The organism is Pseudomonas fluorescens (genome assembly GCF_902497895.1).
GTDB classification, from domain to species: Bacteria; Pseudomonadota; Gammaproteobacteria; order Pseudomonadales; family Pseudomonadaceae; genus Aquipseudomonas; species Aquipseudomonas fluorescens_BP.
Map to the genome: position 1 here is coordinate 1 of NZ_CABVHQ010000076.1, position 25,935 is coordinate 25,935.

General features: G+C 59.4%; 20 protein-coding genes, 3 tRNA genes, 2 pseudogenes and 1 riboswitch. Of the genes and pseudogenes, 22 read left to right on the top strand and 3 right to left on the bottom strand.

Annotation, left to right across the window (positions count from 1 at the left end; genetic code table 11):
* A pseudogene (locus F8N21_RS26160) lies at positions 1-255 on the bottom strand (heme utilization protein); the annotation flags it as partial.
* Between the two features lie 331 nt (positions 256-586).
* On the bottom strand, positions 587-850 hold the full coding sequence (locus F8N21_RS26165) for a DUF2790 domain-containing protein (protein ID WP_150644886.1): 264 nt from the start codon (positions 848-850) through the stop codon (positions 587-589).
* A 438-nt stretch (positions 851-1,288) separates the two neighbouring features.
* Here F8N21_RS26165 and acs point away from each other — a divergent pair, with 438 nt between their 5' ends.
* The 14 genes from acs to astE all read left to right on the top strand — a co-directional run bounded on the left by acs (position 1,289) and on the right by astE (position 17,594).
* Complete coding sequence (acs, locus tag F8N21_RS26170; RefSeq protein WP_150644887.1) at positions 1,289-3,244, top strand: acetate--CoA ligase; 1,956 nt, start codon at positions 1,289-1,291, stop codon at positions 3,242-3,244.
* A 695-nt stretch (positions 3,245-3,939) separates the two neighbouring features.
* Positions 3,940-4,713 carry an ABC transporter substrate-binding protein gene (locus F8N21_RS26175; RefSeq protein ID WP_150644888.1) on the top strand — a complete coding sequence of 258 codons (774 nt, stop codon included), beginning with the start codon at positions 3,940-3,942 and terminating at the stop codon, positions 4,711-4,713.
* 91 nt (positions 4,714-4,804) lie between these two features.
* Positions 4,805-5,494 (top strand): ABC transporter permease, encoded by a 690-nt coding sequence (locus tag F8N21_RS26180; RefSeq protein ID WP_150644889.1) that lies wholly within the window; start codon positions 4,805-4,807, stop codon positions 5,492-5,494.
* Entirely contained in the window at positions 5,491-6,189 is a 699-nt protein-coding gene (locus F8N21_RS26185) for an ABC transporter permease (RefSeq protein WP_150644890.1), read from the top strand. Before F8N21_RS26180 ends, F8N21_RS26185 begins: the two co-directional genes overlap by 4 nt.
* 2 nt (positions 6,190-6,191) lie before the next feature.
* A complete protein-coding gene (locus F8N21_RS26190) occupies positions 6,192-7,304 on the top strand; it encodes a M14 family metallopeptidase (RefSeq protein WP_150644891.1) in 1,113 nt (370 codons plus the stop codon).
* Between the two features lie 27 nt (positions 7,305-7,331).
* The gene (locus F8N21_RS26195) at positions 7,332-8,096 is read left to right on the top strand and encodes an ABC transporter ATP-binding protein (RefSeq protein ID WP_150644892.1); all 765 of its coding nucleotides are present in this window, start codon (positions 7,332-7,334) and stop codon (positions 8,094-8,096) included.
* Between the two features lie 112 nt (positions 8,097-8,208).
* The gene (locus F8N21_RS26200) at positions 8,209-9,189 is read left to right on the top strand and encodes a GlxA family transcriptional regulator (RefSeq protein ID WP_150644893.1); all 981 of its coding nucleotides are present in this window, start codon (positions 8,209-8,211) and stop codon (positions 9,187-9,189) included.
* Positions 9,190-9,585: 396 nt separating this feature from the next.
* Entirely contained in the window at positions 9,586-10,806 is a 1,221-nt protein-coding gene (locus F8N21_RS26205) for an aspartate aminotransferase family protein (RefSeq protein WP_150644894.1), read from the top strand.
* Between the two features lie 243 nt (positions 10,807-11,049).
* Entirely contained in the window at positions 11,050-12,069 is a 1,020-nt protein-coding gene (gene aruF / locus F8N21_RS26210; protein ID WP_150644895.1) for an arginine/ornithine succinyltransferase subunit alpha, read from the top strand.
* 94 nt (positions 12,070-12,163) lie between these two features.
* Positions 12,164-13,201, top strand: coding sequence for an arginine N-succinyltransferase (astA, locus tag F8N21_RS26215; protein WP_150644896.1), 1,038 nt, complete (start codon positions 12,164-12,166; stop codon positions 13,199-13,201).
* Complete coding sequence (gene astD, locus F8N21_RS26220) at positions 13,198-14,664, top strand: succinylglutamate-semialdehyde dehydrogenase (protein WP_150644897.1); 1,467 nt, start codon at positions 13,198-13,200, stop codon at positions 14,662-14,664. The genes astA and astD overlap by 4 nt, the downstream gene beginning before the upstream one ends.
* A gap of 209 nt (positions 14,665-14,873) precedes the next feature.
* Positions 14,874-16,220: an N-succinylarginine dihydrolase gene (astB, locus tag F8N21_RS26225; protein WP_150644898.1), complete on the top strand. Its 1,347-nt coding sequence runs from the start codon at positions 14,874-14,876 to the stop codon at positions 16,218-16,220.
* Between the two features lie 63 nt (positions 16,221-16,283).
* The gene (locus F8N21_RS26230) at positions 16,284-16,571 is read left to right on the top strand and encodes a topoisomerase II (RefSeq protein WP_150644899.1); all 288 of its coding nucleotides are present in this window, start codon (positions 16,284-16,286) and stop codon (positions 16,569-16,571) included.
* 12 nt (positions 16,572-16,583) lie between these two features.
* Positions 16,584-17,594 (top strand): succinylglutamate desuccinylase, encoded by a 1,011-nt coding sequence (gene astE / locus F8N21_RS26235; RefSeq protein ID WP_150644900.1) that lies wholly within the window; start codon positions 16,584-16,586, stop codon positions 17,592-17,594.
* A 245-nt stretch (positions 17,595-17,839) separates the two neighbouring features.
* On the opposite strand, the gene F8N21_RS26240 is transcribed toward astE, so the two are convergent.
* Positions 17,840-18,349, bottom strand: a complete 510-nt coding sequence (locus F8N21_RS26240; protein WP_150644901.1) for a 6,7-dimethyl-8-ribityllumazine synthase — start codon at positions 18,347-18,349, stop codon at positions 17,840-17,842.
* A 121-nt stretch (positions 18,350-18,470) separates the two neighbouring features.
* Positions 18,471-18,642, bottom strand: a riboswitch (FMN riboswitch).
* A gap of 218 nt (positions 18,643-18,860) precedes the next feature.
* On the opposite strand from F8N21_RS26240, the gene ltaE reads away from it, so the two are divergent.
* From ltaE to F8N21_RS30600, 8 genes and pseudogenes are all read left to right on the top strand, one after another.
* Positions 18,861-19,865 carry a low-specificity L-threonine aldolase gene (gene ltaE, locus F8N21_RS26245; RefSeq protein WP_150644902.1) on the top strand — a complete coding sequence of 335 codons (1,005 nt, stop codon included), beginning with the start codon at positions 18,861-18,863 and terminating at the stop codon, positions 19,863-19,865.
* Positions 19,866-20,079: 214 nt separating this feature from the next.
* Positions 20,080-22,698 (top strand): alanine--tRNA ligase, encoded by a 2,619-nt coding sequence (alaS, locus tag F8N21_RS26250; RefSeq protein WP_150644903.1) that lies wholly within the window; start codon positions 20,080-20,082, stop codon positions 22,696-22,698.
* 90 nt (positions 22,699-22,788) lie between these two features.
* Positions 22,789-24,030, top strand: coding sequence for an aspartate kinase (locus F8N21_RS26255; RefSeq protein WP_150644904.1), 1,242 nt, complete (start codon positions 22,789-22,791; stop codon positions 24,028-24,030).
* A gap of 185 nt (positions 24,031-24,215) precedes the next feature.
* Positions 24,216-24,404 carry a carbon storage regulator CsrA gene (csrA, locus tag F8N21_RS26260; protein ID WP_002554426.1) on the top strand — a complete coding sequence of 63 codons (189 nt, stop codon included), beginning with the start codon at positions 24,216-24,218 and terminating at the stop codon, positions 24,402-24,404.
* 62 nt (positions 24,405-24,466) lie between these two features.
* A tRNA-Ser gene (locus F8N21_RS26265) sits at positions 24,467-24,557 on the top strand.
* A gap of 108 nt (positions 24,558-24,665) precedes the next feature.
* Positions 24,666-24,742 (top strand) — tRNA-Arg (locus tag F8N21_RS26270).
* Positions 24,743-24,814: 72 nt separating this feature from the next.
* A tRNA-Arg gene (locus F8N21_RS26275) sits at positions 24,815-24,891 on the top strand.
* Positions 24,892-25,582: 691 nt separating this feature from the next.
* A pseudogene (locus tag F8N21_RS30600) lies at positions 25,583-25,935 on the top strand (hypothetical protein); the annotation flags it as partial.

Genomic DNA, 25,935 nt, shown 5'->3' on the forward strand with positions numbered 1-25,935 from the left:
GAAGCCATCAGCAGCGAGGGTAGCGGAACCGGTGCGGTCGAAGCCATCAGCAGCGAGGGTGGCGGAACCGGTGCGGTCGAAGCCATCAGCAGCCAGTGTGGAGGAACCAGTGCGGTCGAAGCCATCAGCAGCGAGGGTAGCGGAACCGGTGCGATCGTAGCCATCGGCGGCGATGGTGCGGTCATAACCGTCGGCGGCGAAGGTGTTGGCGGCCAGCAAGGAGAGGGTCAGGGCGATGATCAGTTTGGTTTTCATGAGGGTGTCTCCGGGTTGTTCGTTTTGTTCAGTGGGGGTGAAGCTCATACTACTCTGAATAATTCGATTAAAAATCGCATAAATATGCTAGAAACAATCGGATAAATCGATATATTGTGCCTGGCATTTCTTACTGACGGCAGCCAGGACGCTGAGCAGCGCGATAAAGCAATGATTGGAGAATTGGTTGAGTGCGAGTGCCGTGGTCGCACTTCATTAGGCGATGCTGTGCAACAGTCCCGGGGGCGGGGGGTGCACCTGGCATCTTTACCGCAAGAGCGATTTCTTGTGGCCGGCAGTTGTGAAGAGAGTCTGGGTCTAATCCGGGCGTTTAGCCGTTAGCGCATCCATTACCCATCAGGCTGTATTGCAGAATATGCCGTTGGCCTTTGGAGTCTTCATATTCCATGCGGGCCGGTACAACTTCGCAGACATTCGGTACTGCGCTCATGGATATAACTTTGGCGATGTCCAGGTGAGTCGAGTAGCTGTACTCCATCACCGGTGTTTGCTGGCTGGCGACGTCTGTCGAGGCCTCTGCAGCCATCGCGGTGGCGCAAAGACTGCTGAGGGCCAGCACTGCTAAAGCTTTCATTTCAGTTTTACCTTTCTTGGGTCGTGAGGGGTCACGCAACCTTTTAGAGGTTGCGTGTGGAACTTGAAAAAAGTATCTGGAGTCACTTGCCTTCGTGGGGGCTGCCAACTGGGTTAATCAGGTTGCCGTTGTTGGCGAGGTTGATTTTAGGCGGCGCAATGGCATTCATATAGCCGTGCTTTTGATAAAGACTATTGACGGATTCTGTAACAATCCACCGAAAAGCGCCCCGTAGGAGCTGCCGCAGGCTGCGATTTTTTGATCTTTGGCGTTTTGCGAGCGCTAAAAAATCGCAGCCCGCGGCAGCTCCTACGGGGCTTGCGGGGTAAATACGACATTTTGTAGGGGCTTGTTACTACCATCGTCGAATGGTTCTATAGGCCCGCCCCGGCTAAAACTGGGGCATACAAAAACAACTATGTCACCGAGGTAAAAAAGATGAGTGCGGCTTCTCTGTATCCCGTTCGTCCCGAGGTTGCGGCCAACACGCTGACTGATGAAGCAACCTACAAGGCCATGTACCAGCAGTCGGTGGTCAATCCCGACGGTTTCTGGCGTGACCAGGCCAAGCGCCTCGACTGGATCAAGCCTTTCACCACGGTGAAGCAGACTTCCTTCGATGATCACCATGTCGACATCAAATGGTTCGCCGACGGCACCCTGAACGTTTCCTACAACTGTCTGGATCGCCACCTCGCCGAGCGCGGCGACCAGATCGCAATTATCTGGGAGGGCGATGACCCTGCCGAGAGCCGCAACATCACCTACCGCGAGCTGCATGAAGAAGTCTGCAAGTTCGCTAACGCCCTGCGCGGCCAGGATGTGCACCGCGGCGACGTGGTGACTATCTATATGCCGATGATTCCCGAAGCCGTGGTCGCCATGCTGGCCTGCGCCCGGATCGGTGCGATTCACTCGGTAGTGTTCGGTGGTTTCTCGCCGGAAGCCCTGGCCGGTCGGATCATCGACTGCAAATCCAAAGTGGTGATCACCGCTGACGAAGGCCTGCGTGCCGGGAAAAAAATCCCGCTCAAGTCGAACGTCGATGATGCGCTGACCAACCCGGATACCCACAGCATTCAGAAAGTCATCGTGTGCAAGCGCACCGGTGGCGACATCAAGTGGAACCAGCATCGCGATATCTGGTACGAAGACTTGATGAAAGTGGCGGGCACTGTCTGCGCGCCGAAGGAAATGGGTGCTGAAGAAGCGCTGTTCATCCTTTACACCTCCGGTTCGACCGGCAAGCCGAAGGGCGTGCAGCACACCACCGCTGGCTATCTGCTGTACGCGGCAATGACCCATGAGCGGGTGTTCGACTACCGTCCGGGCGAAGTCTACTGGTGCACCGCCGACGTCGGCTGGGTCACTGGCCACACCTATATTGTCTATGGCCCGCTGGCCAATGGCGCAACCACCTTGCTGTTCGAAGGCGTGCCGAACTACCCGGATATCACTCGGGTGGCGAAGGTCGTCGATAAGCACAAGGTCAATATCCTCTACACCGCGCCGACTGCAATCCGCGCGATGATGGCTTCGGGCAAGGCTGCAGTTGAAGGTGCTGATGGCAGCAGCTTGCGTCTGTTGGGTTCGGTCGGCGAGCCGATCAATCCGGAAGCCTGGGACTGGTACTACAAGAACGTCGGTCAGTCGCGTTGCCCGATCGTCGATACCTGGTGGCAGACCGAGACTGGCGCCACCCTGATGAGCCCGCTGCCGGGTGCTCACGCACTCAAGCCAGGTTCGGCTGCACGCCCATTCTTCGGCGTAGTGCCGGCGTTGGTGGACAACCTGGGCAACATCATCGAAGGCGCTGCCGAGGGCAACCTGGTAATTCTCGATTCGTGGCCAGGCCAGGCGCGCACCCTGTATGGCGACCATGACCGGTTCGTCGACACCTACTTCAAGACGTTCCGTGGCATGTACTTCACCGGTGACGGCGCTCGTCGCGATGAGGATGGTTACTACTGGATCACCGGGCGTGTGGATGACGTGTTGAACGTTTCCGGTCACCGAATGGGTACCGCCGAGATCGAAAGCGCGATGGTCGCTCACCCGAAAGTCGCCGAAGCGGCAGTGGTTGGCGTACCGCACGACATCAAAGGGCAGGGCATTTATGTCTACGTCACCCTCAACGGTGGCGAAGAGCCGAGCGAAGCGCTGCGCCTGGAGCTGAAGAACTGGGTACGCAAAGAGATCGGTCCGATTGCCTCGCCGGATGTTATCCAGTGGGCGCCGGGCCTGCCGAAAACCCGTTCGGGGAAAATCATGCGCCGTATCCTGCGCAAGATTGCCACCGGCGAGTATGACGGCCTGGGTGATATCTCCACCTTGGCGGATCCGGGTGTAGTGCAACATTTGATCGAAACTCACAAGGTCATGAACGTCGCGTAAAGCGAGTTCAGCGTCATCGAGCCCCATCCGGTGTTGAGCCGGGTGGGGCTTTTTTTGTGGGTTGGGGTTTTTGATTGGCTTGAGGGTTGGGGTGGCTGGGCTATTGCTATCGCGAGCAAGCTCGCTCCCACAGGATTTGTGCTCGCCGCCGTCCATGTGGGAGCGAGCTTGCTCGCGATAGCGGTTTGTCAGACGGCGATGAAGGCTCCCGAACCAATAATTATCGGTTTGGCATAGGAAGCTTCCTACTGTTACCCAGTCCCTTTCAAGTAACCGAATGTGTAACCGAACGAATGTTTTCGGGGCAATGCGAAACGCCAGGCCTCCTTTAAGCGCCACCTCATCCCCGATGAAAAATAAGATAAAACGCTACACTTGCCGCAATAGAAGGGTTTGCGAATAATAGGCTCGTTATTTGCAACATAGATCGGTTATTCGTCTTTTGCTTCTGCATAAACTTGCAGGGCTGTCAATGAGCTCGGTCGGCTTTTTCAGTGCTTGTGTAAATTGTTGTCGCATTGAAGAAATATCGACTTCGGGCCTGTCGTTAGAATGCCGATCACTTGCTCGTCGTTGCTTGTGTTGAATTCAACCCAAGGTTCCTGCGCCGCAGCACCGCTATCAGGTTCCACTCATTCGCATATTGGGCTATCGCTCACTCTGCCGTTTTAGCCCTTTACCGATGGAGTCCTAAAATGAAGAAACTCGTGCTTCTAGGCGCCCTGGCCCTGTCCGTGCTGTCCTTGCCAACCTTCGCTGATGAAAAACCCCTGAAAATCGGGATCGAGGCGGCCTACCCTCCGTTCGCCTCGAAAGCGCCGGACGGCAGCATCGTGGGTTTCGACTACGACATCGGCAACGCCCTGTGCGAAGAGATGAAGGTCAAGTGCGTCTGGGTCGAGCAAGAGTTCGACGGTCTGATCCCGGCACTCAAAGTGCGCAAGATCGACGCGATCCTGTCGTCCATGTCGATCACTGAAGACCGCAAGAAGTCCGTGGACTTCACCAACAAGTATTACAACACCCCGGCGCGTCTGGTGATGAAGGCCGGTACTCAGGTCAGCGATAGCCTGGCCGAACTCAAAGGCAAGAACATCGGCGTGCAGCGCGGCTCGATCCACGAGCGTTTCGCTCGCGAAGTCCTGACTCCGCTGGGGGCTGAAATCAAGCCGTACGGTTCGCAGAACGAAATTTACCTGGATGTAGCGGCCGGTCGCCTCGACGGCACCGTGGCAGACGCTACCCTGTTGGATGACGGTTTCCTGAAAACCGACGCTGGCAAAGGTTATGCATTCGTTGGCCCGGCCTTCACCGACGTCAAATACTTCGGCGACGGCGTGGGTATCGCGGTGCGCAAAGGCGACGCGCTGAAAGACAAGATCAACACTGCGATCACGGCCATTCGTGATAACGGCAAGTACAAGCAAATCCAGGACAAGTACTTCGCTTTCGACATTTACGGCAAGTAATTCGTCGCAGCAGTAAGTCCGAAATGGCGCAAGCAACAGGATCTCTGAGGTTTGCGCCATTTTTTCATCCCAACTTTCGAGGACCTGAATCATGTTGAAAGGCTACGGGGCTGTCATCCTCGATGGCGCATGGCTGACGCTTCAGCTCGCCTTGTCGTCCATGGCCTTGGCCATTGTTCTGGGTCTGATCGGGGTCGCGTTGCGCCTGTCGCCGATACGCTGGCTGGCCTGGCTGGGCGATCTGTATTCCACGGTGATCCGCGGGATCCCCGACCTGGTGCTGATCCTGCTGATTTTCTACGGCGGCCAGGACCTGCTCAACCGCGTTGCGCCGATGTTCGGTTTTGACGATTACATCGATTTGAATCCGTTGGCGGCCGGTATCGGTACCCTGGGTTTCATCTTCGGTGCGTACCTGTCGGAAACCTTCCGTGGGGCCTTCATGGCGATCCCGAAGGGTCAGGCAGAAGCCGGCATGGCCTACGGCATGAGCAGTTTTCAGGTGTTTTTCCGGGTATTGGTGCCCCAGATGATTCGCCTGGCGATTCCGGGCTTCACCAATAACTGGCTGGTATTGACCAAGGCCACCGCGCTGATTTCGGTGGTCGGTCTGCAAGACATGATGTTCAAGGCCAAGCAGGCGGCAGACGCCACCCGCGAGCCTTTCACCTTCTTCCTCGCAGTGGCGGCGATGTACCTGGTGATCACCAGTGTCTCGTTGCTGGCACTGCGTCACCTTGAGAAGCGCTACTCGGTAGGCGTAAGGGCGGCTGATCTATGATCTTCGACTACAACGTCATTTGGGAGGCTCTGCCGCTGTACTTCGGCGGCTTGCTGACCACCTTGAAACTGCTCGCGCTGTCGCTGTTTTTCGGCCTGCTGGCGGCCTTGCCGCTGGGGCTGATGCGCGTCTCCAAGCAGCCGGTCATCAACATGAGCGCCTGGCTCTTCACCTACGTGATCCGCGGCACGCCGATGCTGGTGCAGCTGTTTCTGATCTACTACGGGCTGGCGCAATTCGAAGCGGTGCGTGAAAGCTTCCTCTGGCCGTGGCTGTCGAGCGCGACGTTCTGCGCTTGCATGGCGTTTGCCATCAACACCAGCGCCTACACCGCGGAAATCATCGCCGGTAGCCTGCGCGCCACGCCCAATGGCGAGATCGAAGCGGCCAAGGCCATGGGCATGTCGCGCTACAAACTGTATCGCCGGATCCTCCTGCCGTCGGCCCTGCGCCGGGCGCTGCCGCAGTACAGCAACGAAGTGATCATGATGCTGCAGACCACCAGTCTGGCCTCCATCGTGACCCTGATCGACATCACCGGGGCCGCGCGCACGGTGAACGCTCAGTTCTACTTGCCGTTCGAAGCCTATATCACCGCAGGGGTGTTCTACCTGTGCCTGACGTTCATCCTGGTGCGCCTGTTCAAAATGGCCGAGCACCGCTGGCTGGGCTATATGGCCCCACGCAAGGCCTGACCATGGAACGTATCGATCATCCACTGCCGTGGAACCACCTAGGCAGCGAGCGCCACGTATCGGTGTTCCGCTTTGGCAGCGGCGAGCGCAAGGCCTATATCCAGGCCAGCCTGCACGCCGATGAACTGCCGGGGATGCGCACGGCCTGGGAGCTGAAAAAGCGCCTGACCGAACTGGAAGCCCAGGGCGCCTTGAATGGCGTGATCGAACTGGTGCCGGTGGCCAACCCCATGGGCCTCAGTCAACTGATGCAGGGCAGCCATCAAGGGCGTTTCGAGTTTGCCAGTGGCAAGAATTTCAATCGCGACTTCTTCGAGTTGAGCGAGCCGGTAGCGGCGCAGCTGGAAGGCAGTCTGGGCGATGATCCCCACGCCAATATCGAGCTGATCCGCCTGGCCATGACCGATGCGCTGGCCGCATTGCCGCCGGCCGCAAGCCAGTTGCAAGGCATGCAGCGAGTGCTGCTGAGCCATGCCTGTACCGCGGATGTGGTGCTCGATCTGCACTGTGACACTGAGGCTGCATTGCACATGTATGCCTTGCCGCAACACTGGCCGCAGTGGCGTTCGCTGGCGGCGCATCTGAATGTGCGGGTCGGGCTGTTGGCGGAAGATTCCGGTGGCAGTTCCTTTGACGAGGCGTGTTCGCTGCCATGGCTGCGTTTGTCGCGACTGTTCCCGGACGCGAAGATCCCGTTGGCCTGCCTGGCGACGACCATTGAATTGGGGGGGCAGGCCGATACCGGTCGCCCACAGGCCGAGGCCCATGCCGAAGGCATTCTGGCGTTCCTTGCCGAGCAAGGCTTGATCACTGGCGAGTGGCCGGCCCCGCAGCAAGAAGCCTGCGAAGGCATGCCGTTCGAAGGCACCGAGTTGCTGTTCGCGCCGCACCCGGGCGTGCTGAGCTTTTTGCGTCAACCCGGTGAGTGGGTTGAAGCCGGCGACGAGATTTTTGAAGTGATCGATCCGTTATCCGATCGGGTCAGCACGGTGTGTGCTGGTACGTCCGGGGTGCTGTTTGCCATTGAACGGCTACGTTATGCCCAACCCGGTTTCTGGCTGGCCAAGGTGGCGGGGCGCGAAGCGCTGCGTCACGGGCGCTTGCTCAACGACTGACTGACTGTTTTTGTGAGAACCGACCGCATGTACAAACTTGAAGTCCAAGACCTGCATAAACGCTATGGCAGTCACGAAGTGCTCAAGGGTGTGTCCCTGAAAGCGGCGGCTGGCGATGTGATCAGCATCATCGGCTCCAGTGGCTCCGGAAAAAGTACTTTCCTGCGCTGTATCAACCTGCTCGAGCAGCCCCACGCGGGCAAGATTCTGCTCAACAACGAAGAGTTGAAGCTGGTGCCGAACAAGGAGGGCGCGCTAAAGGCCGCCGACCCGAAACAGCTGCAGCGCATGCGTTCGCGACTGTCGATGGTGTTCCAGCATTTCAATCTGTGGTCGCACATGACTGCGATGGAAAACATCATGGAAGCGCCGGTGCACGTGCTTGGCATGTCCAAGGCCGAAGCCCGCGAGAAGGCCGAGCTGTACCTGGCCAAGGTCGGCGTGTCCCATCGCAAGGACGCCTATCCGGGCCATATGTCCGGCGGCGAGCAGCAGCGCGTGGCGATTGCCCGGGCGCTGGCGATGGAGCCTGAGGTGATGCTGTTCGACGAGCCGACTTCGGCCCTCGATCCGGAACTGGTCGGCGATGTGCTCAAGGTGATGCAAGCCCTGGCTCAGGAAGGCCGGACCATGGTGGTGGTGACTCACGAAATGGGCTTCGCCCGCGAAGTCTCGAACCAGTTGGTGTTCCTGCACAAGGGTGTCGTGGAAGAAAGCGGCAACCCGCGTGAAGTGCTGGTCAATCCGCAATCCGAACGTCTGCAACAATTCCTCTCGGGCAGCCTCAAGTAATCGCTCCCGTTACGCACCAAATTAGGTCATGCTGCGCAGCGCGCGCCGCTGGTCTGATTTGGTTGCTGCCGCTTCCGGCTTCTAACACTGTTTTGTTTTCGGATTGCTCGCCATGACTGCCCATCGAATAGGTTTCCTGATTTGGCCCAGCACTAAAGCCTTGACGCTGGCGCTGGCTGAGGAGGCCTTGCGTGTTGCTCAGCGCGTGCATCCGGATGTTGTCTACGAACTCTCGTTTCTGCAGGCCGAACCACCCGCCGAAGGCGCCTGGCAGTTGCCGGGTGAGCCCTGGGCCGGAAAGCTCGAAGGTTTTCAGAAGCTGTTTCTGCTGGCGGACGAGCCGCCCACGAGCCTGGCGTCAGCGCTGAGCAGTGCGCTCAAGCAGCAAGTGCGAGCCGGGTGTGTGATCGGTGGTTTGTCTGCCGGTGTTTATCCTCTGGCGCAACTGGGCCTGCTCGACGGCTACCGCGCTGCGGTGCACTGGCGTTGGCAGGATGATTTCGCCGAGCGTTACCCGAAGGTCATCGCCACCAGTCATCTGTTCGACTGGGACCGTGACCGCCTGACCGCTTGCGGTGGCATGTCGGTGCTTGATTTGCTGCTGGCAGTGTTGGCCCGTGACCACGGCGCCGAACTGGCGGGCGCGGTGTCTGAAGAGTTGGTGGTGGAGCGGATTCGCGAAGGTGGCGAGCGCCAGCGCATCCCCTTGCAGAATCGTTTGGGTTCGAGCCATCCAAAGCTCACGCAGGCAGTGTTGCTGATGGAAGCGAACATCGAAGAGCCGCTGACCACCGATGAAATCGCCCAGCATGTCTGCGTGTCTCGCCGCCAGCTGGAGCGGATCTTCAAGCAGTACCTCAACCGCGTGCCGAGCCAGTATTACCTGGAGCTGCGCCTGAACAAGGCCCGGCAGATGTTGATGCAGACCAGCAAGTCGATCATCCAGATCGGTTTGTCCTGCGGCTTCTCCTCGGGGCCGCACTTCTCCAGCGCCTACCGCAACTTCTTCGGCGCCACCCCGCGTGAAGATCGCAACCAGCGCCGCAGCAGCAGCCCGTTCGAATTGTCGTCGGCGCCTTCAGAGCGCGGCTGATTTTTTTGGGGTTAGGTATTCCCCCGTAGCAGCTGCCGAAGCCTGCGTTCGGCTGCGAAGCAGTCGTAATTCAGGCGACTCAATTCTTACAGGGAAATCGCGTTACGCCCTTTTACGACTGCTGCGCAGCCGAACGCAGGCTTCGCCAGCTGCTACGGCGGCGTGCGTTCCAGTTCACAGCAAAATCAAATTCCCCCAACCCAGCCGCAAATCCCCGCCGGCAGTTTAAACTGCGCCTTTGCGACGCTATTTGTCGCATTGCCATAAACCCGGGTAAAAGCCGGTTTGGCGCTATAAGAAGTTGTCGCTTGGCGGCAAGGCCAAGCTCAAAACTGTCCCTACAATCCCCCCATCGCTTGCCAGTTTCAGGCAAGCGTTCCTCTTCAGGAGACTCCGATGTCCGTTGAGCAAGCTCCGGTGCAACGCGCCGATTTCGACCAGGTAATGGTTCCCAACTATGCGCCTGCTGCTTTCATTCCGGTGCGCGGCGCCGGCTCCCGAGTCTGGGATCAGTCGGGTCGTGAGCTGATCGATTTCGGCGGCGGGATCGCGGTTAACGTATTGGGCCATGCGCACCCGGCGCTGGTCGGTGCCTTGACCGAACAAGCGAACAAGCTGTGGCACGTCTCCAACGTATTCACCAATGAGCCGGCCTTGCGCCTGGCCCATAAGCTGATCGACGCCACCTTTGCCGAGCGCGTCTTCCTCTGCAACTCCGGCGCTGAAGCCAACGAAGCCGCCTTCAAGCTGGCCCGTCGTGTGGCTCACGATCGTTTCGGTCCTGAAAAGTACGAAATCATCGCCGCGCTGAACAGCTTCCACGGCCGTACGCTGTTCACCGTGAACGTCGGTGGTCAGTCGAAGTACTCCGACGGCTTCGGCCCGAAGATCGTTGGCATCACTCACGTGCCGTTCAACGATCTGGCCGCGCTGAAAGCCGCCATCTCCGACAAGACCTGCGCCGTGGTGCTGGAGCCGGTCCAGGGCGAGGGCGGTGTAATGCCGGCCGAACTGGCTTACCTGCAAGGCGCTCGCGAGCTGTGCAATGAGCACAACGCGCTGCTGGTGTTCGACGAAGTGCAAACCGGCATGGGTCGCAGCGGCGAGCTGTTCGCCTACATGAATTACGGCGTGATCCCGGACATCCTGACCAGCGCCAAGAGCCTGGGCGGCGGTTTCCCGATCGCGGCGATGCTGACCACCGAAGCGCTGGCCAAACACCTGGTCGTCGGTACTCACGGCACCACTTACGGCGGCAACCCATTGGCCTGCGCCGTGGCTGGCGCGGTGCTCGACGTAGTCAACACGCCGGAAGTGTTGAATGGCGTCAAAGCCAAGCACGACAAGTTCAAGACCCGCCTGGAGCAGATCGGTGCCAAATACGGCCTGTTCACTGAAGTTCGCGGTCTGGGCCTGTTACTCGGCTGCGTCCTCAGCGATGCCTGGAAAGGCAAGGCCAAGGACATCTTCAATGCCGCTGAACGCGAAGGCCTGATGATCCTGCAGGCCGGCCCTGACGTGATTCGTTTCGCGCCAAGCCTGGTGGTGGAAGACGCCGATATCGAGCAGGGCCTGGAGCGTTTCGAACGCGCCGCGGCGAAACTGACTCAAGCCTGATACCGCCACCCCTGTGGGAGCGAGCCTGCTCGCGATAGCGGTCTGACATCCAGCATTGATGTCGACTGCTATATCTCCATCGCGAGCAAGCTCGCCCCTACAGGGTCTGATACAGGTTGTGCTACCCCTCAACGCCTATTCTTGTAATAGACCTTGAGCCAAATTCCTGTGCCGGGCCTGCCCGGCATTTTTTTCCACGAGTCGGCACTTTTACCGACCTGTTTTTCAGTAAGGAGTGACACCATGCTGGTGATGCGCCCCGCGCAAATGGCTGATCTGGGCGAGGTACAGCGTCTGGCTGCGGACAGCCCGATTGGTGTCACTTCCTTGCCGGATGATGTCGAACGCCTGAGCGACAAGATCGCTGCGTCCGAAGCCTCGTTTGCCGCCGAAGTCAGCTTCAATGGCGAAGAAAGCTACTTTTTCGTGCTCGAAGACGCCAGCACCGGGAAACTGGTCGGCTGCTCGGCGATCGTTGCCTCGGCCGGTTATTCCGAGCCGTTCTACAGCTTCCGTAATGAAACCTTCGTTCACGCTTCCCGTGAGCTGAAGATTCATAACAAGATCCACGTACTCTCCCAATGCCATGACCTGACGGGCAACAGCCTGCTGACCAGCTTCTACGTGGTCCCGGACCTGGTGGGTTCGCCGTGGTCGGAACTCAACTCCCGTGGTCGCCTGTTGTTTGTTGCCAGCCATCCGGAACGCTTTGCCGATTCGGTGGTGACCGAGATCGTCGGTTACAGCGACGAGAATGGCGATTCGCCGTTCTGGGACGCCATCGGCCGCAACTTCTTCGACCTGAACTATGCCGCCGCCGAGCGTCTGTGCGGGTTGAAAAGCCGGACCTTCCTTGCCGAACTGATGCCGCATTACCCGATCTACGTGCCGCTGCTGCCCGATTCCGCCCAAGAGGCGATGGGCCAAGTGCATCCGCGGGCGCAGATTACCTTCGACATCCTGATGCGCGAAGGCTTCGAGACCGACCACTACATCGACATCTTCGATGGTGGCCCGACCCTGCATGCCCGCGTTTCGGGGATCCGTTCGATCGCCCAGAGCCGTGTGGTGCCGGTGAAGATCGGCGAGCCGGTGAAAGGCGCCGGTCGTCAGTACCTGGTGGCCAACGCCCAATTGCAGGATTACCGCGCGGTATTGCTCGAACTGGATTACGCGCCGGGCAAACCGGTGACGCTGGATCTTGAAGCGGCCGAGGCCCTGGGCGTCGGCGAAGGTGCCAGCGTGCGCCTGGTAGCGGTTTAACGCCTGCTGCCATGCCTATAAAGAGTGCCTGGAAAGAATCCTGGAAAGCAGCGAGTTTCACGGGGGGCGCAAGCCACCTGTCTGAGGAGATAGCATGATCGTTCGTCCCGTACGCAGCAGCGATTTACCCGCTCTGATCGACCTGGCCCGCAGCACCGGCACCGGCCTGACTACCTTGCCGGCCAACGAAGAGCGCCTGGCGCATCGGGTCGGCTGGGCGGAAAAGACTTTTCGCGGCGAAGCCGAACGCGGTGACGCGGACTACTTGTTCGTGCTTGAAGACGACGATGGCCGGGTGGTGGGCATTTCGGCGATTGCCGGTGCGGTTGGCCTGCGTGAACCCTGGTACAACTTCCGGGTCGGTCTGACCGTCAGCGCCTCCCAGGAACTGAAGATCTACCGCGAGATCCCGACGCTGTTCCTGGCCAACGACCTGACTGGCAACTCCGAGCTGTGCTCATTGTTCCTGCATGCCGATTACCGCACTGGCCTCAACGGCCGCATGCTGGCCAAGGCGCGGTTGGTGTTCATCGCGGAATTCCCGCAATTGTTCGGCAACAAGATCATCGCCGAAATGCGCGGCATGTCCGACCAGGCCGGGCGTTCGCCGTTCTGGGAAAGCCTGGGCCGGCACTTCTTCAAGATGGAGTTCAGCCAGGCCGATTACCTGACCGGCGTCGGTAACAAGGCTTTCATCGCCGAACTGATGCCGAAATTCCCGCTGTACACCTGCTTCCTCTCTGAAGATGCACGCAACGTGATCGGCAAGGTCCATACCGACACGGAGCCGGCATTGGCCATGCTCAAGAGCGAAGGCTTCAGCTACCAGGGCTACGTCGACATTTTCGACGCCGGCCCGGCGGTGGAATGCGAAACCGCCAAGATCCGTGCAGTGCGCGACAGTCAGGCGCTGGTGTTGGCCATCGGCACCCCGGGTGACGATGCGACGCCATTCCTGATTCACAACCGCAAGCGCGAAGACTGCCGGATCACGGCCGCTCCAGCACGCTACGCCGCGGGCACCCTGGTGGTCGATCAACTCACAGCCAAACGTCTTCAACTGACGGCGGGCGATCAGGTACGTGCTGTGCCGTTGTCGGCCCAGCCAGTTTCTCGGGAGTCGAAACAATGAGCACGCTATACATCGCGGGTGAATGGCTGGAGGGGCAGGGCGAAATCTTCGAATCGTTGAACCCGGTGACCCAGCAAGTGCTGTGGTCCGGCAATGGCGCTAACGTCGCGCAAGTCGAGTCAGCCGTGCAGGCGGCCCGTCAGGCTTTTCCGGCCTGGGGCAAGCGCTCGCTGGAAGATCGCATCAGCGTACTGGAGGCCTTTGCCGCCAGCCTGAAAAACCACGCCGACGAACTGGCCCGCTGCATTGGTGAAGAAACCGGCAAACCACTGTGGGAGTCAGCCACCGAAGTCACCAGCATGATCAACAAGATCGCCATCTCGGTGCAGAGCTACCGCGAGCGTACTGGCGAGAAGAGCGGCCCGTTGGGCGACGCCACCGCAGTCTTGCGCCACAAACCCCACGGTGTGGTCGCGGTGTTTGGCCCGTACAACTTCCCGGGTCACTTGCCGAACGGGCATATCGTTCCGGCGTTGCTGGCCGGTAACAGCGTGCTGTTCAAACCGAGCGAGCTGACCCCGAAAGTCGCCGAGCTGACGGTCAAGTGCTGGATCGAAGCCGGCTTGCCGGCCGGCGTGCTGAACCTGCTGCAAGGCGCTCGTGAAACCGGGATCGCTCTGGCGGCCAATCCGGGTATCGATGGCTTGTTCTTTACCGGTTCCAGCCGCACCGGCAACCATTTGCACCAACAATTCTCCGGGCGTCCGGACAAGATCCTGGCGCTGGAAATGGGTGGCAACAACCCGCTGGTGGTCGATCAGGTCGCTGACCTCGATGCCGCGGTCTACACCATTATTCAGTCGGCGTTCATTTCCGCCGGTCAGCGCTGCACCTGCGCTCGGCGTCTGCTGGTACCGCAAGGCGCCTGGGGCGATGCGCTGCTGGCGCGTCTGGTGGAGGTCAGCTCGACGATTGAAGTCGGCGCGTTCGATCAGCAACCGGCGCCGTTCATGGGTTCGGTGATTTCCCTCGGCGCCGCCCGTGCGCTGATGGAAGCCCAGGAGCACCTGCTGGGTAACGGCGCGGTGGCGCTGCTGGAAATGACTCAGCCGGTCGCCCAGGCCGCGTTGCTGACGCCGGGAATTCTTGACGTCACTGCCGTGCAGGATCGCCCGGATGAGGAGCTGTTCGGCCCGTTGCTGCAGGTGATTCGCTACGCTGATTTCGAAGCCGCGATCGCTGAAGCCAACGACACTCAATATGGTCTGGCGGCCGGTTTGCTGTCGGATTCCGAGGATCGTTATCAGCAGTTCTGGCTGGAAAGCCGCGCCGGTATCGTCAACTGGAACAAGCAGCTGACCGGGGCCGCGAGCAGCGCACCGTTCGGTGGCGTGGGCGCTTCGGGCAACCATCGCGCCAGTGCCTATTACGCGGCGGATTACTGCGCGTATCCGGTGGCTTCGCTGGAAACGCCGAGCCTGACCTTGCCGACGGCGCTGACCCCAGGCGTGCGCATGTCGTAAGACGCTTCGCGCGTAGCAGCTGCCGCAGGCTGCGTTCGGCCGCGAAGCGGTCGTAAAACGGTAACGCCGAGATTCTGGGTCAGTATCTCGGGAGCCTGAATTACGACCGCTTCGCGGCCGAACGCAGCCTTCGGCAGCTGCTACGGGAGTGTGGTCTGACCTTTAGCTATTGATGCCTATAACAACAGATTTTCTGTGGAGCCTCACCGATGAAATCCTATGAAGTCAATTTTGACGGTCTAGTGGGGCCGACCCATAACTACGGCGGTCTGTCCTACGGCAACGTCGCGTCCCAGAGCAACAGCCAGCAGTCCTCCAATCCAAAGGAAGCGGCGCTGCAAGGCCTGGCGAAAATGAAAGCGCTGATGGAAATGGGCTTTCAGCAAGGCGTGCTCGCGCCCCAGGAGCGTCCGGATGTGGCAGGCCTGCGCAAGCTGGGTTTCAGCGGCACTGACGCGCAAGTGATCGAGCAGGCGGCCAAACAGGCCATGCCGTTGCTGGTCGCCAGCTGCTCGGCCTCGAGCATGTGGGTGGCCAACGCCGCCACCGTCAGCCCGAGCGCCGACACCGCTGACGGTCGTGTGCATTTCACCGCCGCCAACCTCAACTGCAAATACCACCGCAGCATCGAACACCCGACCACCAGTCGCGTGCTGGGGGCGATGTTCGCTGACCAGAAACACTTCGCCCACCATGGCGCGTTGCCGGCGGTGGCGCAGTTCGGTGATGAAGGCGCGGCCAACCACACACGCTTGTGCCGTGAATACGGCGAACCTGGCGTCGAGTTCTTCGTGTACGGTCGCAGTGCGTTCGATACCCGCTACCCGGCTCCGCAAAAGTACCCGGCGCGCCAGACACTCGAAGCCTCGCAAGCGGTCGTCCGCCTGCACGGTTTGAGCGAAGAGGGTGTGGTTTTTGCCCAACAGAACCCATCGGTGATCGATCAGGGCGTGTTCCATAACGACGTGATTTCGGTGGGCAATGGCGAGGCGCTGTTCTATCACGAGGACGCGTTCCTCGACACCGACTCAATGCTGGCTGAACTGCAGACCAAGCTGGCCAAGCGTGGCGGCAATTTCAAGGCGATCTGCGTACCGCGCGTCCAGGTGACGGTCGAGGACGCGGTGCGTTCCTACCTGTTTAACAGCCAGCTGCTATCGCGCGCCGACGGTTCGATGCTGCTGATCGTGCCGCAAGAGTGCCAGAACAACGACCGCGTCTGGCAGTACCTGCAAGGCCTGACCAGCTCCGGCGGGCTGATTCGTGAAGTGAAAGTCTTCGACCTCAAGCAGAGCATGCAGAACGGCGGCGGTCCGGCGTGCCTGCGGCTTCGTGTCGCGCTGAATGAAACCGAGCTGGCGGCGGTCAACCCAGGGGTTATCATGACCGCGCCGTTGTACGACACACTGACCCAATGGGTCGACAAGCACTACCGCGACGTCTTGAGCGAAAGCGATCTGGCGGACCCGCAGTTGTTGCTTGAGTGCCGGACGGCACTGGATGAACTGACGCAAATCCTTAAACTGGGCGCGGTTTATCCATTCCAGATCAATTGAAAGCCCGCGTCCGGTTCCATCAGAGCCGGGCGCGCCGCTTTATTTCCAGATGAGAACGTACTAATGAGCAATACCCTGCAGCTGATCCTTGAAGACACCGACGGCACTCAACTGGAAACGACCTGCACCCGCGTTGCGGTGATGTGGCAAGGCAAGGAATTGTGGATCCAGCACGACGGCCGCGGCCAGTTGCTGATCGGCGTAGACGTCGAAGAAGGCGATGCTGAATACGCCAACCTGCTGTTGCGCCCATTGGCGACTAACCTTGTAAGTCTGCAACTGGAAATGGAGCCGGCCGAAGTCGGTGACGAAGACCACGTGCATGGCCCGGATTGCGCACACGACCATTAAGGAAATTGCTCTATGCTCGCCCTCGGCAAACTGCTTGAACTGACCCTCGCCGGCCGCGAACCGGCGGAGAAGACTCAACTGACTGTCGAAGGCGTGCGGATGCGCTGGTTGAGCGAAGGTGCGCTGGAAGTCCGGCCACCTGAGGCTCGCGATAACGGCATGGATCTGCTGTTGTCGGCCGGTATTCACGGTAACGAGACCGCCCCGATCGAGTTGCTCGACCGTCTGTTGCATGACATTGCCCGTGGTAATTTGAAGCCATGTGCACGCATTCTGTTCCTGTTCGGTAACCCCGAGGCCATGCGCCGCGGCGATCGTTATATCGAGCAGGACGTCAATCGGCTGTTCAACGGCCGTCACGAACTGACCAGCGGTTCCGAGGCCTTGCGCGCTTGCGCGCTTGAGCGTCTGGCGGCGAGCTTCTTCAGCCTGCCGGATCGCAGTCGCTTGCACTACGACCTGCACACCGCCATTCGCGGCTCGAAGATCGAGCAGTTCGCCCTGTACCCGTGGAAGGAAGGCCGCCAGCATTCACGCCAGGAGCTGATGCGCCTGCGCGCCGCCGGTATGGATGCGGTGCTGTTGCAGAACAAGCCTTCGATCGTTTTCAGTTCCTACACCTACGACAAGCTCGGCGCCGAGTCCTTTACCCTGGAACTGGGCAAGGCCCGGCCATTCGGGCAGAACGAAGGGGTCAACGTCGATCGCCTGGAAACCCGCCTCAAGCAAATCATCGAAGGCAATGAACCCTCGTTCGCCGAAGACGGACTGGACGGCTTGCAGCTGTTCAGCGTGGCACGGGAAATCATCAAGCACAGCGATACTTTCCACCTGCACCTGCCGGCGGATATCGAGAACTTCTCGGAGCTGGAAAAGGGTTACTTGCTGGCGGAAGACATCGCCCAGACTCGCTGGATCGTCGAAGAAGACGACGCGCGAATCATCTTCCCCAATCCAAAGGTGAAGAACGGCTTGCGGGCCGGGATTCTGATAGTACCGACCACCGCCAAAGACCTGGTCTGACCCGGATCGCAAACCCAACACAAATCTAATGTGGGAGCGGGTTTTTGTGGCGAGGGGGCTTGTCGGAACGCCGCATCGCCCCGTTCGATTGCGAAGCAATCGCAAAACCGGTCACTGCATTTCTAATGCTAATTTGCGGTGACTGGCTTCAGGGGCGCTTCGCACCCCAACGGGGGCAAGCCCCCTCGCCACAACAAGCCCGCTCCCACAGGTATTGCGTCATTCTGTAGGAGCCAGGCTGAGCCTTATACCGCTACCGCCCGCGGTTCGCTGCGGCGCAATGCGCGAGTCTTGTGCAGAGTGTCGGCACAGGTCTTTGCCGCTTCCTGACCTTTATGCACAAAATGCTCGAAGAAGAACTTCTGATGTTCTTCGCCGGCATGGAAGTGGTGGGGGGTCAGTACTACCGAGAACACCGGTACTTCGGTTTCCAGCTGAACCTGCATCAGACCGCTGATCACTGACTGGGCGACGAATTCGTGGCGGTAGATCCCGCCGTCCACCACCAGCCCGGCAGCGACGATGCCGGCGTAACGACCGGACCTGGCCAGCAGCTTGGCGTGCAGCGGGATTTCAAAGGCGCCGCCGACTTCAAAGAAATCGATGTCACTTTCCTGATAACCCTGGACGAGCATTTCGGCAACGAAGCCTTTTCGGCTCTGGTCGACGATTTCCTTGTGCCAGCAGGCCTGGATAAACGCGACGCGCTCGCCCTGATGGTTTTTGCTTTTGCTATCGATTGCGGTGGGTTGCATGTGTTCTGATTCCTGTTTGTGTGAAAAACAGGGCTTATGAATCGAATGGGATTTAAGGGTACGTTCCGGTCGATCGTGCGATGACCTGCACGAATGCCGTGAGACGGCCCTTTGGCGCCAATCCCGTTCTCTCTTCATCCGGACTATGACCGTCGGCCCCGGGATCCCACCGGGTCTGCTGACCTTGCCGACGCAGACTGCCGAAGCCGTCCGTGTCACCAAGCGCTCGCGGGCTATGCGCATTGCGCGCAATTACCGCCGGTGGGGAGTTGCACCCCGCCCTGAGAACGTTGCCACCAGCATTTCTGGCGGCGGTGAATTTTTAACACATATTTCTGAGCGGCGCATCGTTGCTTTTTGATGATATGAATCGAATTTTCCGTTGGCTTGAACAGGCTTTTCTTGGCCAAAACCTTGATTATCCCGTGGGATGACCGCAGTAATTCAATTCGAAAGGGATTTTCCCGTTAGTTAGCGGCGACGTTCGCGTCCCATTGCCGAGGCCTGTTCCATGAGTGTTATCGATCTTCGTAGCGACACAGTGACCCAACCGACTGCCGGGATGCTCGAGGCCATGGCAACTGCCGCCACCGGAGATGACGTGTACGGTGAAGATCCGACGGTGAACCGCCTTGAAGCCGAGCTGGCCCAGCGCCTGGGTTTTGCTCAGGCGCTGTTTGTGCCCAGTGGCACCATGAGCAATCTGCTGGCATTGATGGCTCACTGTGAGCGCGGCGACGAATATATCGTTGGTCAGCAGGCGCATACCTATAAATACGAAGGTGGCGGTGCCGCGGTGCTCGGATCGATCCAGCCACAGCCACTGGAGGTCCAGGCCGATGGCTCGCTGGACCTGGCCCAGGTGGCTGCGGCGATCAAGCCGGACGACTTCCATTTCGCCCGCACGCGCTTGCTGGCCCTGGAAAACACCATGCAAGGCAAAGTCCTGGCGCTGGAGTACCTGGCCCAGGCCCGCCGTTTTACCCAGGAGCATGGCCTCTCCCTGCATCTGGATGGCGCGCGGTTGTACAACGCCGCGGTCAAGCTCGGCGTCGATGCGCGGGAGATCACCCGGCATTTCGATTCGGTGTCGGTCTGCCTGTCCAAAGGCCTTGGCGCGCCGATTGGTTCGGTGCTATGCGGCACGCCCGAGTTGATCGGCAAGGCGCGGCGCCTGCGCAAGATGGTCGGTGGCGGCATGCGCCAGGCCGGGATCCTCGCGGCGGCGGGGTTGTATGCGCTGGATCACCAGGTGCAGCGCCTGGCCGATGATCATGCCAACGCCCAGCTGCTGGCCGAAGGCCTGCGCGCGGCGGGTTATGCGGTCGAGCCGGTGCAGACCAACATGGTCTACGTGCAGATGGACGAGCGGGCCGAAGCGATCAAGGCCTTTGCCGCCGAGCGCGGGATCAAACTCAGTGCCGCCTCGCGCTTGCGCATGGTCACCCACCTGGACGTCAGTCGCGCGCAGATCGGGCAGGTCGTCGGCACATTTGCCGAGTTTTCCGGAAAATGATAATGGTAGCCGTACGGCTAGTTCGTTAGAGCAAATTCGCCGAAGTTGACTAACAGAACCGGCCACAGGGGCTACGTTCGGTCTAATTGACCCTTTCTATCGTATAAACACGCTGTACCCAAAGCGCAGGGCCGATATAATGCGGCCCTTTGCCGTCGCTCCGTCTATTGACGTTTTGCACCGGCCTTTGGCCCAGTCTCCGTGGAAGAACCTAATGAAAAGCGCAGAAATCCGTGAAGCCTTCCTTCGCTTCTTCGAAGAGCAAGGCCACACCCGTGTAGCTTCCAGCTCTTTGATTCCTGGCAACGACCCAACCCTGCTGTTCACTAACGCGGGGATGAACCAGTTCAAGGACTGCTTTCTGGGCCAGGAAAAACGCGCCTATACCCGCGCCGTCAGCAGCCAGAAGTGCGTCCGCGCCGGCGGCAAGCACAACGACCTGGAAAACGTCGGTTATACCGCTCGTCACCACACTTTCTTCGAGATGCTGGGTAACTTCAGCTTCGGCGATTACTTCAAGCGTGATGCGATCACCTACGCCTGGACCTTCCTGACCTCGGTCCTGGGCCTGCCCAAGGAAAAACTCTGGGTCACGGTCTACGCCAGCGATGACGAAGCCTATGACATCTGGACCAAGGAAATCGGGGTGCCGGCCGAGCGTATGGTCCGGATCGGCGACAACAAGGGCGCGCCGTACGCTTCCGACAACTTCTGGACCATGGGCGATACCGGCCCGTGCGGTCCGTGCACCGAGATTTTCTACGATCACGGCGCCGACATCTGGGGCGGCCCTCCGGGCTCGCCGGAAGAAGACGGCGACCGTTACATCGAAATCTGGAACAACGTGTTCATGCAGTTCAACCGCACCGCCGATGGCGTGCTGCATCCGCTGCCGGCACCGTCGGTGGATACTGGCATGGGCCTGGAGCGGATCAGTGCCGTGCTGCAGCACGTGCACTCGAACTATGAAATCGACCTGTTCCAGAGCCTGCTGAGCGCTTCGGCCAAGGCCGTCGGTTGCACCAATGACAACCAGGCTTCGCTGAAAGTGGTCGCCGACCACATTCGCTCCTGCGGTTTCCTGATCGCCGACGGCGTGCTGCCGTCCAACGAAGGTCGTGGCTACGTGCTGCGCCGGATCATCCGTCGCGCCTGCCGCCACGGCAACAAGCTGGGCGCCAAGGGCAGCTTCTTCTATCAGATCGTTGCGGCACTGGTCGCCGAGATGGGGGATGCCTTCCCTGAACTGACCCAAGGCCAGGCGCACATCGAGCGCGTGCTGAAGGCTGAAGAAGAGCAGTTTGCCAAGACCCTGGAGCAGGGCCTGAAAATCCTCGAGCAGGATCTGGCCGAGCTCAAGGGCGACGTAATCCCGGGCGACGTGGTGTTCAAGTTGTACGACACCTACGGCTTCCCGATGGACCTGACCGGCGACATCGCCCGTGAGCGCAACCTGACCATCGACGAAGAAGGTTTCGAGCTCGAGATGGAAGCCCAGCGTGTCCGCGCGCGGTCGGCCAGCTCGTTCGGGATGGACTACAACAGCCTGGTGAAGGTTGATGTGGCCACCGAGTTCACCGGCTACAAAGCCACCAGTGGTTCGGCCAAAGTGATTGGGCTGTATAAAGACGGGCAATCGGTCGACGTGCTGAGTGAAGGCGAAGAGGGCGTTGTGGTTCTCGATCAAACGCCGTTCTACGCTGAATCGGGTGGTCAGATCGGCGATTGCGGCTATTTGCAGGCCGGGGTTGCACGCTTCGATGTACGCGACACCACCAAGACCGGCGGCGCGTTCCTGCACCACGGTGTGCTGGCTTCGGGCAGCCTGATCATCGGTGCGCAGGTGGAGGCTCAGGTCGACGCCGACGTGCGGCATGCCACTTCGCTGAACCACTCCGCGACCCACTTGCTGCACGCCGCGCTGCGCCAGGTCCTGGGCGAGCACGTGCAACAGAAAGGCTCGCTGGTCGACAGTCAGCGCCTGCGCTTCGACTTCAGCCACTTCGAGGCGATCAAGCCCGAGCAGTTGAAGGCCCTGGAAGACATCGTCAACCGCGAAGTGCGTAGCAACACCGCGGTCGAAACCGAAGAAACCGATATCGAAACCGCCAAGAAAAAAGGCGCCATGGCGCTGTTTGGCGAGAAGTACGGCGACAACGTGCGAGTGCTGAGCATGGGCGGTGATTTCTCCGTCGAGCTGTGCGGCGGTATCCACGCCAATCGCACCGGCGACATCGGCCTGCTGAAAATCATCAGCGAAGGCGGTGTGGCGTCCGGCGTTCGGCGTATCGAAGCGCTGACCGGCGCTGCGGCGCTGGCGTATCTGAACGGCGCTGAAGAACAACTCAAGGAAGCGGCGAGCCTGGTCAAGGGCAGTCGCGACAACGTGATCGACAAACTCCTGGCTGTGCTTGAGCGCAACCGTGCGCTGGAAAAGCAACTCGAGCAGTTGCAGGCCAAGGCCGCCAGTGCCGCCGGTGACGATCTGTCGTCCCAGGCGCTGGATGTCAAAGGGGTGAAAGTGCTGGCCGTGCGTCTGGACGGTCAGGACGGCAAGGCGCTGTTGGCCTTGGTCGATCAGTTGAAGAACAAACTCGGCCGCGCAGTGATCCTGCTCGGCAGTGTCCATGAGGAAAAGGTCGTTCTGGTTGCAGGCGTGACCAAAGACCTGACTGGCCAACTCAAAGCCGGTGATTTGATGAAACAAGCCGCTGCGGCAGTGGGCGGGAAGGGCGGTGGTCGTCCAGACATGGCGCAAGGCGGTGGTGTTGACGCTGGCGCCCTGGATGGCGCACTGGCCCTGGCCGTTCCGTTTGTAGAGCAGGGTTTATAAGGCTGCATGCCGAGCCCGTCGTCTAGTGACGGGCTTCGCAGCTGTTTGAGTGATTATTGGGCGCCCTTCATGGGCAGAGGCGGCTTTGAAATGGCTTTGATCGTACAGAAATTTGGAGGCACCTCGGTCGGCACTGTCGAGAGAATCGAGCAGGTCGCCGACAAGATTAAGAAATTCCGCGAAGCCGGCGATGACCTGGTGGTTGTGTTGTCTGCAATGAGCGGCGAGACCAACCGTCTGATCGATCTGGCCAAAAAAATCAGTGGCGACGGCCAACCGGTTCCCCGTGAACTGGATGTGATTGTCTCCACGGGCGAGCAGGTGACTATTGCCCTGTTGGCCATGGCGCTGATCAAGCGTGGTGTGCCGGCGGTGTCCTACACCGGTAACCAGGTGCGGATTCTGACCGATAGCGCGCACAATAAAGCGCGCATATTGCAGATTGATGACCAGAAGATTCGTGCAGACCTGAAAGCCGGTCGCGTGGTTGTGGTCGCCGGTTTCCAGGGCGTCGACGAGCACGGCAACATCACCACCCTCGGTCGTGGTGGCTCCGATACCACCGGCGTGGCGCTGGCCGCCGCCCTGAAGGCTGACGAGTGCCAGATCTATACCGATGTGGACGGCGTCTACACCACCGATCCGCGCGTCGTGTCGGTGGCTCAGCGCCTGGACAAGATCACCTTTGAAGAGATGCTGGAAATGGCCAGCCTCGGTTCCAAGGTGTTGCAGATCCGTGCGGTCGAGTTCGCCGGCAAGTACAACGTTCCGCTGCGCGTATTGCACAGCTTCAAGGAGGGTCCGGGCACCCTCATTACTATTGATGAAGAGGAATCCATGGAACAGCCGATCATTTCCGGCATCGCTTTCAATCGCGATGAAGCCAAGCTGACCATCCGTGGTGTGCCAGACACTCCCGGCGTGGCCTTCAAGATTCTCGGCCCGATCAGTGGCGCGAACATCGAAGTCGACATGATCGTGCAGAACGTTGCGCACGATAACACCACCGACTTCACCTTCACCGTGCACCGCAACGACTACCTGGCGGCTCAGTCTGTCCTGGAAAACACCGCTCGCGAGATCGGTGCCCGCGAAGTCGTTGGCGATACCAAGATCGCCAAGGTCTCGATCGTTGGTGTTGGCATGCGCTCCCATGCGGGCGTTGCCAGCCGCATGTTCGAAGCGCTGGCCAAAGAGACCATCAACATCCAGATGATCTCGACATCGGAAATCAAGGTATCGGTGGTCATCGAAGAGAAGTACCTGGAACTGGCTGTGCGCGCTCTGCACACGGCTTTCGACCTGGATGCACCGGTCCGACAGGGCGAGTGATGCTTGTCCCGAGAGGCGCGGTTATCCGCGCCTTTTGTTTTTTTGATCGGCGCGGCTGAAACCTGTTCTTTTGCTCGTGCTAGTCAATACTTAGGCATGTAGGGCTGCGACCGCTCCGGTTGTGGGTCGAGTGCCTTTTTTTTGCAGACTGTGGTCCCTGAAATGAAATGCGTGAGGAGAAAGGTATGCTGATTCTGACTCGTCGATGCGCAGAAAGCCTGATTATTGGTGATGGCGAAATCACTGTGACGGTGCTCGGCGTCAAAGGAAATCAGGTGCGTATTGGTGTCAACGCACCCAAGGAAGTGGCGGTTCACCGCGAGGAAATCTACCTGCGGATCAAGAAAGAGAAGGATGAAGAACCAAGCCATTAATTTTTATCGCTTTTTATGTTTGCAAACGGGGAAAAGGTTGGTTAACATACGCCCCGTGTTGCGGAGAGGTGGCCGAGTGGCCGAAGGCGCTCCCCTGCTAAGGGAGTACACCTCAAAAGGGTGTCGGGGGTTCGAATCCCCCCTTCTCCGCCATTATTTACTTAGTACGTTTTAATCTGGCTTCTTCGGTAAGTTGTTGAAATTACTAGAAAAAAGCGCTTTACAAAAAGATTCAACGGACTATAATGCGCGGCAACAAATGCACTCGTAGCTCAGCTGGATAGAGTACTCGGCTACGAACCGAGCGGTCACAGGTTCGAATCCTGTCGAGTGCACCATTTAAGGGTTGTTTGCAGTGATGTGAGCAACTTGCTTCAACCAGCGGTGGTCTGGTCCAACAAACACAAAATGCACTCGTAGCTCAGCTGGATAGAGTACTCGGCTACGAACCGAGCGGTCACAGGTTCGAATCCTGTCGAGTGCACCAAACATGAAAAGCGCCCCAGTCCTCACGGACTGGGGCGTTTTTTTTTGTGGTGGTTTTTCAGGTGGCGCAGGGTAGGTGCCCGCTCAGTTGGTCATGGTGATGCGAAGGCAGCTGCGGCTGCGTCATGAGCTCTTTGTCTCAGTGCCGCGTCCCAAGGGGGCGTGTGGGGGCATTGAAGCCACTATCGCGAGCAATCGGGCGTCGACCGGCTGCTCTGTACCAGGGTGCTCGATCACCTGTAGATACTCCGTTACCGGCCTGCCTCTCGCGGATGTACCCAAATCCCACTGTAGGAGCTGCCGTAGGCTGCGATCTTTTGATCTTGGCTTTTGGTCGGTGTACATATCCTGCGGCATCGGCCACTTAAGGTTTCGCTCTTGCAGCCAGCCCTTTCAAGGTATTTGCTCTTTTGCCGCCTTAAGTACCCGGTCTGTCGAACATGTTGCACGCGCAGCCTTGCGTCCGGAATTAGATGACCTCTGCACGAGGCTACCGTTCAGAGGTGCCCCGGGCTTCTGCTATTTCGTGAAAATAGTGAGGCATCCCTTCAACTAGCCATCACTGTAGGCATATTCGGCAAAGGTTATAGGGACGTTCCTGATGAGGCTTCAGGGGGTGGAGAGGTCGCTGAAGATGATTCATCGTTGTTCGGATTTCTCAGGCTGATCCCTTTGCAAGGAGCGAACACCGTATGACCACCTTGTTCACTTGGCTTTTTGGACGGCAATACACTGACCGGAACTCTCGGTTTGATGTGCGCGATGCCCCGATCCTGCCGACGCCCGACACCGGCCCGGCCCGCTCATCGTTGCCCCCGGAACCAGGCACCGACGCCCTGCAACCGCTGAAAAACTGGAGCCATCCGTTCAAGGACCCGCGCAACCCGCTGCGGCAGTTGACCCACTTGGCCAAGGCGACGGCGGGCTATTATCCGCTGGGGATCAATGGCCTGTGGCACGGCGGCGTGCATTTCGACAGCGGCACCGCCGACGGCCTGGATCAATCCAGCGTGCAGTGCCTGGCCGATGGAGAGGTGGTGGCTTA